General features: G+C 31.6%; 10 protein-coding genes (1 of these 10 only partly in view). 4 read left to right on the top strand and 6 right to left on the bottom strand.

The features are described from left to right. From thrS to rplT, 4 genes are all read left to right on the top strand, one after another. Window positions 1-1,402 carry the 3' portion of a threonine--tRNA ligase gene (gene thrS / locus ACW5R3_RS05855; protein ID WP_456578671.1) on the top strand. It extends 536 nt beyond the left edge of the window, so 1,402 of the gene's 1,938 nt are visible here — the last part of the coding sequence; its start codon lies beyond the left edge, outside the window; the stop codon is at window positions 1,400-1,402. A 67-nt stretch (window positions 1,403-1,469) separates the two neighbouring features. Further along, the gene (infC, locus tag ACW5R3_RS05850; protein WP_456578670.1) at window positions 1,470-1,988 is read left to right on the top strand and encodes a translation initiation factor IF-3; all 519 of its coding nucleotides are present in this window, start codon (window positions 1,470-1,472) and stop codon (window positions 1,986-1,988) included. A gap of 55 nt (window positions 1,989-2,043) precedes the next feature. After that, window positions 2,044-2,241, top strand: a complete 198-nt coding sequence (gene rpmI / locus ACW5R3_RS05845) for a 50S ribosomal protein L35 (protein WP_215925145.1) — start codon at window positions 2,044-2,046, stop codon at window positions 2,239-2,241. Window positions 2,242-2,337: 96 nt separating this feature from the next. Then, on the top strand, window positions 2,338-2,682 hold the full coding sequence (gene rplT, locus ACW5R3_RS05840; protein ID WP_456578669.1) for a 50S ribosomal protein L20: 345 nt from the start codon (window positions 2,338-2,340) through the stop codon (window positions 2,680-2,682). Between the two features lie 267 nt (window positions 2,683-2,949). Here the strand turns inward: rplT and ACW5R3_RS05835 are convergent, their stop codons facing one another. The 6 genes from ACW5R3_RS05835 to ACW5R3_RS05810 form a co-directional block, all read right to left on the bottom strand. Then, window positions 2,950-3,618, bottom strand: a complete 669-nt coding sequence (locus ACW5R3_RS05835) for a LytR/AlgR family response regulator transcription factor (protein WP_456578668.1) — start codon at window positions 3,616-3,618, stop codon at window positions 2,950-2,952. After that, complete coding sequence (locus ACW5R3_RS05830) at window positions 3,611-5,311, bottom strand: sensor histidine kinase (protein ID WP_456578667.1); 1,701 nt, start codon at window positions 5,309-5,311, stop codon at window positions 3,611-3,613. The genes ACW5R3_RS05835 and ACW5R3_RS05830 overlap by 8 nt, the downstream gene beginning before the upstream one ends. Before the next feature lie 118 nt (window positions 5,312-5,429). Beyond that, entirely contained in the window at window positions 5,430-6,614 is a 1,185-nt protein-coding gene (locus ACW5R3_RS05825; RefSeq protein WP_456578812.1) for an asparagine synthetase B, read from the bottom strand. 119 nt (window positions 6,615-6,733) lie between these two features. Further along, on the bottom strand, window positions 6,734-7,753 hold the full coding sequence (locus ACW5R3_RS05820; RefSeq protein ID WP_456578666.1) for an AI-2E family transporter: 1,020 nt from the start codon (window positions 7,751-7,753) through the stop codon (window positions 6,734-6,736). Window positions 7,754-7,875: 122 nt separating this feature from the next. Next, entirely contained in the window at window positions 7,876-9,417 is a 1,542-nt protein-coding gene (dnaB, locus tag ACW5R3_RS05815; RefSeq protein ID WP_456578665.1) for a replicative DNA helicase, read from the bottom strand. Between the two features lie 168 nt (window positions 9,418-9,585). Then, on the bottom strand, window positions 9,586-10,539 hold the full coding sequence (locus ACW5R3_RS05810; protein WP_456578664.1) for an acetyl-CoA carboxylase carboxyltransferase subunit alpha: 954 nt from the start codon (window positions 10,537-10,539) through the stop codon (window positions 9,586-9,588). Between the last annotated feature and the right edge of the window lie 54 nt (window positions 10,540-10,593).

The raw sequence follows: 10,593 nt of genomic DNA, 5'->3' as shown, positions 1-10,593 counted from the left end.
ATGTCGTGGTGGCCATATACCAAATACAGGTATTGTTAAAGCTATTAAGATATTAAGTGTAGCGGGTGCATATTGGAAAGGTGACGAAAACAATCAGCAACTTACACGTGTATATGGTATTTCATTTCCTAAACAAAAAGAACTTACAGAGTACCTACATTTATTAGAGGAAGCAAAAAAACGCGATCATAGAAAACTAGGTAAAGAATTAGGTCTATTTACTTTTTCTCAAAAAGTAGGACAAGGTTTACCATTATGGTTACCTAAAGGAGCAGCATTACGTGAACGCTTAGAGAACTTTTTAAAGAAAGCTCAGAAAAAAGCAGGGTATGAAATGGTAGTAACACCACATATTGGACAGAAAGAACTATATGAAACTTCTGGTCACTACGCTAAATACGGGGAAGACAGTTTTCAACCTATCACGACACCTAAAGATGGTGAGGAGTTTTTATTAAAACCGATGAACTGTCCACACCATTGTGAAATATATAATAGTAGTCAATGGTCCTATAAAGATTTACCAAAACGTTTTGCTGAATTTGGAACTGTTTACAGATATGAACAAAGCGGTGAATTACATGGTTTAACACGAGTACGTGGATTTACTCAAGATGATGCACATATTTTTTGTACACCAGATCAATTAGATGCGGAATTTAAAGAGGTAATAGATTTAGTACTTTATGTATTTGGATCTTTAGGCTTTGAAAATTTCACAGCTCAGGTTTCTTTAAGAGACCCTGAAAATCCAAATAAATATATAGGTAGTGATGAAAATTGGGAAAAAGCTGAAGCTGCAATATTAAATGCTGCTAAAGATAAAAACCTAAACTATGTAGTAGAAACAGGTGAAGCAGCTTTTTATGGACCTAAATTAGACTTTATGGTTAAGGATGCATTGGGCAGACAATGGCAATTAGGTACTATACAAGTTGATTACAATTTACCTGAACGTTTTGACCTTACATATAAAGGTAGTGATAATGAAGTGCATCGTCCAGTTATGATACACCGTGCTCCATTTGGAAGTTTGGAACGTTTTGTAGCTATTTTATTAGAACATACTGCAGGAAATTTCCCGTTATGGTTAGTGCCTGAACAAGTTATTGTTCTATCTATTAGTGAGAAATATGAAAAATACGCGAAAAAAGTTTTAAATTTGCTAGAAAATAACGAAATTCGCGCATTAATTGACAATAGAAATGAAACGATGGGTAAAAAAATTCGGGAAGCCGAAATGAAAAAAATCCCATACATGATTATTGTTGGTGAGCAAGAAGAACAAGAAGGTAAAATTTCTGTCCGACAGCACGGGGGTGAAGATCTTGGCATGATTTCTGTACAAGACTTTACTGACATATTAAATACAGAAGTCAACAAAACATTAAAGAGTTTTTAAAAAAAATAAGTTAAACTAAAATTATAAGGCCATAGCAATACGTAGAAGAAGACAAGCTCCTCGAAGAGTGAATCAAGAAGATCAGCATAGAATCAACGCTAAAATCAGGGTTGAAAAAGTGCGTTTAGTAGGTGATAATGTAGAAGTTGGAGTATATCCAACCAAACAAGCATTGGCAATAGCCGATGAGCAAGGACTTGACCTTGTTGAAATATCTCCAAAAGCAGATCCTCCTGTTTGTAAAGTGATGGATTATAAAAAGTTTCTTTATGAACAAAAGAAGCGAGAAAAAGTTTTAAAAGCAAAAGCTTCAAAAGTTGTTGTTAAAGAAATTCGTTTTGGTCCTCAAACAGATGATCATGATTATGAATTTAAGAAAAAACATGCTGAGAAGTTTTTAAAAGAAGGCGCCAAATTAAAAGCATTTGTCTTTTTTAAAGGGCGTTCGATTGTTTTTAAAGAACAAGGACAAATATTATTGTTACGTTTAGCTCAAGATCTTGAAGATTTAGGAAAAGTAGAACAGATGCCTAAATTAGAAGGAAAGCGTATGACAATGTTTATTGCTCCTAAGAAATCAAAATAAATCCTGATATTCAGGTTTAAAATAGTAAGCGAAATAACTTAAACTAGGAAGAAATATGCCTAAAATGAAAACAAAATCTAGTGCCAAGAAAAGATTTAAACTTACTGGTACTGGTAAAATTAAAAGAAAGCACGCTTTTAAGAGTCACATCTTAACAAAGAAATCTAAGAAGCGTAAGCTAAAATTGACTCATGATGGCTTAGTACATAAGGCAGATGAGGACAATATTAAAACTATGTTACGTTTAAAGTAAAATACGTTTTAATCGGTTAAAACAAATTACAAACCCTGGAGTTAGGCTCAAAAAAGTATCTGAAAAAGATCGCCTACTACAAAAAAATTTTAAATTATGCCAAGATCAGTAAATTCTGTTGCCAAAAGAGCCAGAAGAAAAAAGGTGCTTAAACAAGCAAAAGGTTACTTCGGACGTCGTAAAAACGTTTGGACAGTAGCAAAAAATGCGGTTGATAAAGCGATGCAATATTCGTATAGAGACCGTAGAGTAAAAAAGAGAACATTTCGTGCATTATGGATTCAACGTATTAACGCTGGAGCTAGACAACACGGTATGTCTTACTCACAGTTTATGGGTAAATTAAAAGCTAATAATATCGAATTAAACCGTAAGGTTTTAGCTGATTTAGCTATGAATAACCCAGAAGCATTCGCAGCTGTAGTAAACAAAGTAAAATAAGGCGTTTCGCCTATTGTAAAACATATTTCGCTTATTAAAAAACCAGTTCTTAATTGAACTGGTTTTTTTTATGCCCTTAAACAAAAACAGCGACATCATTAACGATGTCGCTGTTATTTGCCTATTAATTAAATCCCCTAAATCTAATTAACATAAATGAATATGACGTATGTCATATAAACTAATAGCTTATGACTGCAAACTTAGTGCGAAATAACTGTAGTACAAATAAATTGTTTCGAAATACAGAATACTGTATGTAAACGGTTATTTAAACTGTTTTGCATAAGTTCTTGATAACGGTATTTCTATATCTCCTATATAAATAGATTGACTTGTAATCCGTTTAATTTTTTGCGAATTAATAATGTAAGATCTATGTGACCTCTTAAAAGTCTTACTATCCAATTGGTCTGAAATAGTTATCAGAGCTTGTCTTATGGTATATTTTTTAGAAGTAGTATATATTGTACTGTAATTACCTTCTGCTACAATATAGTTTATATCGGAATAGTCTAAACTTACAGAATCATACCCATCTTTAAACTGAAACTTACTGTTCTCTTTTTTATGAATAGCTAAACTTATTGAGGCTAATAAATCAACTTTTTTAATAGGTTTAGTAAGGTAAGCATGTGGGTTGGTATTGAAAGCTTCATTCATTAAAGCAAGATCATGTTGACCTGTAACAAATATCACTGAAACTCCCCTATTCTTATTTTTAGCTAATTTTAACCCTGAATTAGTTCCATTAAGATTTATATCCATAAGAATTATATCAGGCACAAATGTCTCCATTAAATTTAAAGCTTCAATTTCTTCATTAGCTACTTTAATATTTGTGAATTTTTCTTCATCTAAAAGTTCAAAAATATAATCTGAAATAAGAATTTCATCTTCAACAATTAAAATTTTTGTTCCTAAAATTTTATTCATTTATGTGCTTTTTTTTAAAAGTAAATAAAAATCCTTTTACCGTAGAAATCGTGTAGTCAACTTTTAACTGTCTAGCAAGTTTATCTATTAGTTTGGGCTTAACTATATTCGGGGACTCAGACAGACCATTATCTTTGTATATAAATACGATCTGATCATTTTCAAGTGTTAATTGAAAATCTATAATTTTGTTTTGATCATCAACAAAAGCATGCTTTATAGAATTAATACAAAGTTCAGTTAATAATAGACCAAAATACATAGCATGATCAGCTGGAATATTAACCAAATCAATATTGAAATTAGCATGAATGCCATTTGCTTCAAATAAGTCTATGAAACTAGCTTTAACATCATTTAGATAGTTTGAAGCATCTATTTTGTTTTTATCTTCATTTTTATAAAGATGCTTATGCAATGTTGATATAGCTTCAACTTTAGTAAGGATGCTTTGTAATTGAATCTTTTCTAATTCATTCGACTTTTTTAACTGATCGGTTATAAGGATCACTACAAGTTGTAAGTTATTATTAATACGGTGATTAGCTTCACTTAATAAAAACTCATTCTCTTTAGACAGATTTTGCAGTTTAGTACTGGTATTACGTTCTTTTTTCAGAAAATACAATACCAATACAACAATTAGTGTGGCTAAAAAGAATAAAGAAATACTAATGTAAAGTTTAACTGTATTTGATGCTAACGCTTTATTTTTATTAGCTAATTCTAAATTACTAATGGCTATTTCATGCTCCTTTTCAGACAATTTATATTTTTCCTCCAATTCAAATAAAAACTTACTATGTTCCTTTTTGTAATATTCATCGGTTAGTTTTAATCTTATTTTTAAATATTTGTAAGCATTATTTATGTCTCCTAACGTTTCATAGTAGTTTCTTATATTATCGGTAAATAAAATTTCACCATAAAAAAGGTTGTTAGTTTTAGCAAAAGCTAGTGCTTCTTTACTTTCTTTTAAACCTTTTTCATACTCTTTGTTCTTAAATAAAACACGTGAATAATTTATATAAGCATCTACTTGTTGTTGGATAAGACCATTTTGCTTGGCATAATCTATTAACCATTCCAAATAACTAATGGCTTGATCAAATTCAAATCGGTTCTCATAAACACTTGAAATTTCTAAAGAAGCAGAAAAAACACCTTCTTTATCTCCAATTTGTTCCGATAATTCTAAAGCCTTGTTAGCATATATATAGGTAGAATCTTTATTAAAAGTGTACTCGGTAAATAATGCTGCTTTACGTCCATAAAATTTTGCTTGCCATTTTTTATCTATAGATTCCGATTTAAGAATTTTTTCAGCCACATCTAGATGCTTTGTAGCATCACTATAGAGTGTTCTTTTTCGAAAAAACTCAATCATTTTTACATGATAGAGAAACTCAAGCTTAGGATCTTGTAATTCCTGTGATATTTGTTTCGCTTTTATATAATATTCCCCTGCTTCTTTATATTCAAGCTTTAACTTATGAATCTCGGCTAAACCAATTAAAATATAAAATGTTTGTACTTTACTATCAGATACGGAAAGATTATCAATAAAAAAATTGTTTGCTTCCAGTAATTTATTCTGATTAATTAACTGCTGCCCATGATTAATTATACTATCATTTTGTGCATTAATAGTACAAAAAAACAGCAAAAAAAGTAGGCTTAAAATATACCTCATATTATATATTATACATTTTTATTTCTAACCAAAAGGAATTGCATATGAACATGAATTAACGCTGTATTGAAGATATTTTATAAAGCTATAATTCCATGTTAAAACCACATAAAACGCTCTAGGTCTTTTGCTTTTTCTTTCTAGCTGCAGGAAATAATACATTGTTAAGGATTAACCTATAACCTGGAGATGTAGGATACAGATCTAGTTCCGTTTTAGGATCACCTACTTTGTGCGTATAATCTTCAGGATCATGACCGCCATAAAAAGTAAAAAAGCCTTTCCCTTTTATACCATGAATGTATTTGGCTTCACCATTTGTTTTGTTTTCACCTAAAACAATTACATTCGATTTAATTTGTTCACGATTATAAGATGTTGTTTGCCCCATAAACCCTTTAACTAAAGCTGTATGATTTTGGCAAAGCATAGTTGGTATGGGATCCCATTTTGCAGAAAAATCCATTAATGTAAAATAATCTGTCATTTTAGGTATACGACGTTTACTAGTCATATCTATTGAAGAAAACTCGTATACATTTGGATTTCGCTCCAGAATATAATCTTTAAAAGCGAAGGTTCTGTTATAATCAATTTTATTTTGATAGTTTGCTTCACTTGCATCACCATCAAACATAGGTTCACAAATATCCACACCATCAGCAGAGAGTGCAATATCAAAACTATCTGTAGCACTACACATAGCAAACATAAAACCGCCACCAATTACATACTCCCTAATTTTATTAGCAACAGCCAATTTCTCTTGAGATACTTTTGAATACCCTAATTTATTAGCTAGATTTTCTGCAGATTTCTTTTCATCTATATACCAAGATGCCGTTCTATAATTAGCATAAAATTTCCCATACTGCCCCGTAAAATCTTCATGATGTAAATGCAACCAATCATATGCTAAAAGAGCATCGTTTAAAACCTCCTCATCATATATAGTCTCATAAGGAATTTCAGCATAAGTGAGTACCATTGTTACGGCATCATCCCAAGGTAATTTACCCTTTGGTGTATAGACAGCAATTTTAGGTGCTTTTTCTAAAACTACAGATTCCATATTTTTACTCGGACTCGTAATTTCGGTTAGAATAGCATTAGCTTTAGAATTTGAAAGTATTTCAAAAGAGACACCACGAATTTGGCACTCACGACGAATACGATCGGTATCTGGCAATAAAAATGAACCTCCACGATAATTTAAAAGCCAATTAACCTTTATCTGATTACTCAATGTCCAATAAGTAATACCGTAAGCTTTTAAATGGTTTTTTTGACTTTCGGCATCCATAGGAATCAAAACAAAAGATGCAAAACTATTTAAGCTAAATAAAAACAGTATAAGAAATGTTAACTTTTTCATAGTTGAAAGATACAGAAATTATAAAGTTTTATAAACGGATACGAATGCTAATTTTTCCCTGATAATAATTTAGCAATAACCTGAGTACTTTCAAATTGTTCCAACATAATTTTTAAGAATACGGTAATTGGAATAGCCATAATTAATCCAGGAACTCCCCAAATAAAGCCCCAAAGCATTAGCATAACTAAAACCGTAATTACATTTAAAGAAAACGATTTACCCATAAAAATAGGTTCTAATATGGTACCAAAAAGCACTTGAACTCCTGTTATAGAAAGTACAAAAAACAATAATGTGCTTGTAGGATCTAATTCGATAAACGCAAAAGCAGATAATAAAACGACCGTGATTATTGAACCAACCATTTGAACAAAATTGATAAGAAAGGCAAATAAACCCCAAAATATTGGAAAACTAACATCGAAAAATACACAAGCTAAACCGGTTCCAATACCTGTTGCTAGACTAACACCAAACTTAACCTTCACAAACTTAATAAGGTCATTTTCAATTTTAATAAAAGTTTTAACTGAAGTATGTTTTAACTTTAACAGTGTACTATTAAGTACTTTTTGAATATTGATAGATTCGGCTAACCATAAAACAACAAAGAAAACTGTCATTAAAATCATAGTTACCGTTTTTCTAACAAAATCGATAGTAACGCCTAATGTTTCTTCATGTATAAACTTCTTAAATAAACTCTCTTTACTATCTACTTGAATACCAAAAGTCTCTTTGGCTTCTAGTAATAGTGCATCGAATTTCTGTTCAGCTTTAACAAAAAACTCAGTCTCAGAATTTAGAATTTCATGACCAGATATTTTTACAAGCTCTATCCCTACCTTCATTCCTAATGCAATAAGAATCATGACAATAATGATACTAACTGCTTTGGGAATATTTTTTCTACCCAACCAACGCATTAGTGGTAAAAACAATAAAGCTAAGAACATTGAAAAAATCAATGGAATAAAAATAAAGGAAAGTGTCTTAAGTAAATAAAACACCAACGGTATTACGATGATCGATAATAAAATATTTGTTGTACGTAATTGATTCATAGAGCCCTTATTTATTGAAAATGCAAAATTAAGGCAAAATCATGTTATGCCTAACAAAAACGGTCAATAAATTTAATTAAAATTACGGAATAATTCTAGCTTAAAATAAAGCCCTTGAAATATTAAAATGGTACCTCATTCTCGTCTGGAGGACCAAAAGCATCACTAGGTGATGGTGATGGGAAATGATCTGTTTTAAACGCATTGTCAGCTGTATTCTCATTCATTTTAGAATGGAACTCATGATCAAATGGTGTATCAAAATCATCTAGATTATCAAACTTACCAAGGTTACCAATAAATTTCAATCGAATATTATCTAGACCACCATTCCTGTGTTTAGCTATAATAAACTCGGCTTGTCCTTCTGTAGGAGAGCGTTCATCATCATCCCATTCGTCAATTTTATAATATTCCGGACGGTAAATAAAACTTACAATATCGGCATCTTGCTCAATAGCTCCAGATTCACGTAAATCAGATAGTAAAGGACGTTTACTACCACCACGTGTTTCTACAGCACGCGATAATTGTGATAATGCAATAACCGGAACACTTAATTCCTTAGCCAATGCTTTTAAGTTACGAGATATGGTTGATATTTCCTGTTCACGGTTTCCTCCTTTTTGAGTTCCACCAGCTGTCATTAACTGTAAATAATCAATCATGATTAGTTTTATACCATGCTGAGAAGCCAAACGTCTCGCTTTTGCACGTAAATCGAAAATAGAAAGAGACGGTGTATCATCAATAAACAAAGGTGCTTTTTCTAACGATTTCACTTTAACATTTAACTGCTCCCATTCATGTTTCTCCAATTTACCAGTACGTAGTTTTTCAGAAGACAAACCTGTTTCACTAGAAATTAAACGCATGATTAATTGTACAGAAGCCATCTCTAACGAGAAGAAAGCTACGGGGATATTTTGATCTACTGCAATATTTCTAGCCATGGATAAAGTTAAAGCCGTTTTACCCATACCTGGACGAGCAGCAACAATAATTAAATCACTTTCCTGCCATCCTGATGTTAGTTTATCTAATTTAGTAAAACCTGTTGGAATACCACTTAACCCTTCTTTATTGGAAATTTCTTCAATTTTTTTCTTGGCTTGAATAACCAAACTTTGTGCTGTTTCACTAGACTTTTTAATATTACCTTGTGTTACTTCATAGAGTTTAGATTCTGCTTTATCTAAAAGGTCAAATACATCTTGTGTTTCATCGTAAGAATCTTCAATGATTTCACTAGATATTTTAATTAGACTACGCTGAATATATTTCTGTAAAATAATACGTGCGTGAAACTCAATGTGGGCAGATGATGATACTTTCTGAGTTAAAGAAATTAAATAGAAATCTCCTCCCGAAACATCTAATTTTTGATTTTTCTTTAATTGACTAGAAACGGTTAATAAGTCAATAGGCTCACTGTTTTCAAAAAGTTGAAAAATAGCTTCAAAGATAAATTGGTGCGACTCTTTATAAAATGCATCTGGACTTAAAATATCAATAACCTCATCAACACCTTTCTTATCAATCATCATCGCGCCAAGAACAACCTCCTCTAAATCAGTTGCTTGAGGCGGTATTTTACCTTTCTCAAGATTAATTAGAGTACTTTTATCTACGGGATAACCCTTCATTTGATTTGGTTGTTTCATAAGAGCGAAAGTAATTAAAAGACAGGTATATTGATAACTGTTTTCCGGTTTGGTTGTTAACGGGTAGTTAACAATTTAACTGTTAATAAGTTGATTTTATTGTTAATAAGCATAAAAAAATCTGAAATAAAAAATTTCAGATTTTAATATTGTATGATATAAAACGGATTACCCTTTATAGACACCCATTTCCATATATTTATTCATGCGTTGTTTCACTAAATCTTTTGGTGATAAGTTTTTAAACTCATCGTAAGTTTTCAAAATAGCATCACGAACAGATAAGAATGTCTTTTCACGATCACTATGGGCACCACCAATAGGTTCCTTTATAATCTGATCAACAAGCTTCATTTTTTTCATATCTGTAGCTGTTAATTTTAAAGCATCGGCAGCACGTTCTTTATACTCCCAACTACGCCATAAAATTGAAGAACAAGATTCTGGTGAAATTACTGAGTACCAAGTATTTTCTAACATTAATACTTTATCTCCAACACCAATACCTAAAGCACCACCAGAGGCACCCTCACCAATAATAATAGTGATAATTGGCACTTTTAGACGTGTCATTTCTAAAATATTACGTGCAATTGCTTCACCTTGACCACGTTCTTCTGCTTCTAAACCTGGATATGCACCCGGTGTGTCAACAAAAGTAATAACAGGTAAGCCAAACTTCTCCGCTGATTTCATTAAGCGTAAAGCTTTACGATATCCTTCTGGGTTAGCCATACCAAAGTTACGGTACTGACGTGTTTTAGTATTAAAACCTTTTTGCTGTCCTATAATCATAAAACTCTGGTCGCCTATTTTCCCTAGACCACCAATCATGGCTTTATCATCTTTTACATTTCTATCACCGTGAAGTTCTAAAAATGAGTCGCCACATAAAGCTTTAATATAATCTAACGTGTAGGGTCTGTTTGGATGACGAGACATTTGTACACGTTGCCATGGCGTTAAGTTTTTGTATATATCTTTCTTAGTTGCAATCAGTTTTTTTTCTATTTGCTTACATGTTTCGGTAACATCTACTTCACTCTCCTCACCTATTACCTCGCATTTCTGCAACTGTGCTTCTAGTTCTTTTATTGGTAGTTCAAATTCTAAATATTCCATTGGAATTTTTCATTTAAATTAATTAGCCTACAAACCTACATATTTTTTTCATTT

The organism is Algorimicrobium bowmanii (genome assembly GCF_054031195.1).
The sequence above is the reverse complement of the archived record's forward strand: the minus strand, read 5'-3'. Positions and strand labels throughout refer to the sequence as shown.

Excerpts from the sequence above, each read along its gene's own strand:
- rplT (WP_456578669.1), top strand. The coding sequence starts at position 2,338 with ATGCCAAGATCAGTAAATTCTGTTGCCAAAAGAGCCAGAAGAAAAAAG.
- ACW5R3_RS05825 (WP_456578812.1), bottom strand. The coding sequence starts at position 6,614 with ATGGATGCCGAAAGTCAAAAAAACCATTTAAAAGCTTACGGTATTACT.
- dnaB (WP_456578665.1), bottom strand. The coding sequence starts at position 9,417 with ATGAAACAACCAAATCAAATGAAGGGTTATCCCGTAGATAAAAGTACT.
- ACW5R3_RS05835 (WP_456578668.1), bottom strand. The coding sequence starts at position 3,618 with ATGAATAAAATTTTAGGAACAAAAATTTTAATTGTTGAAGATGAAATT.
- rpmI (WP_215925145.1), top strand. The coding sequence starts at position 2,044 with ATGCCTAAAATGAAAACAAAATCTAGTGCCAAGAAAAGATTTAAACTT.
- ACW5R3_RS05820 (WP_456578666.1), bottom strand. The coding sequence starts at position 7,753 with ATGAATCAATTACGTACAACAAATATTTTATTATCGATCATCGTAATA.
- ACW5R3_RS05810 (WP_456578664.1), bottom strand. The coding sequence starts at position 10,539 with ATGGAATATTTAGAATTTGAACTACCAATAAAAGAACTAGAAGCACAG.
- ACW5R3_RS05830 (WP_456578667.1), bottom strand. The coding sequence starts at position 5,311 with ATGAGGTATATTTTAAGCCTACTTTTTTTGCTGTTTTTTTGTACTATT.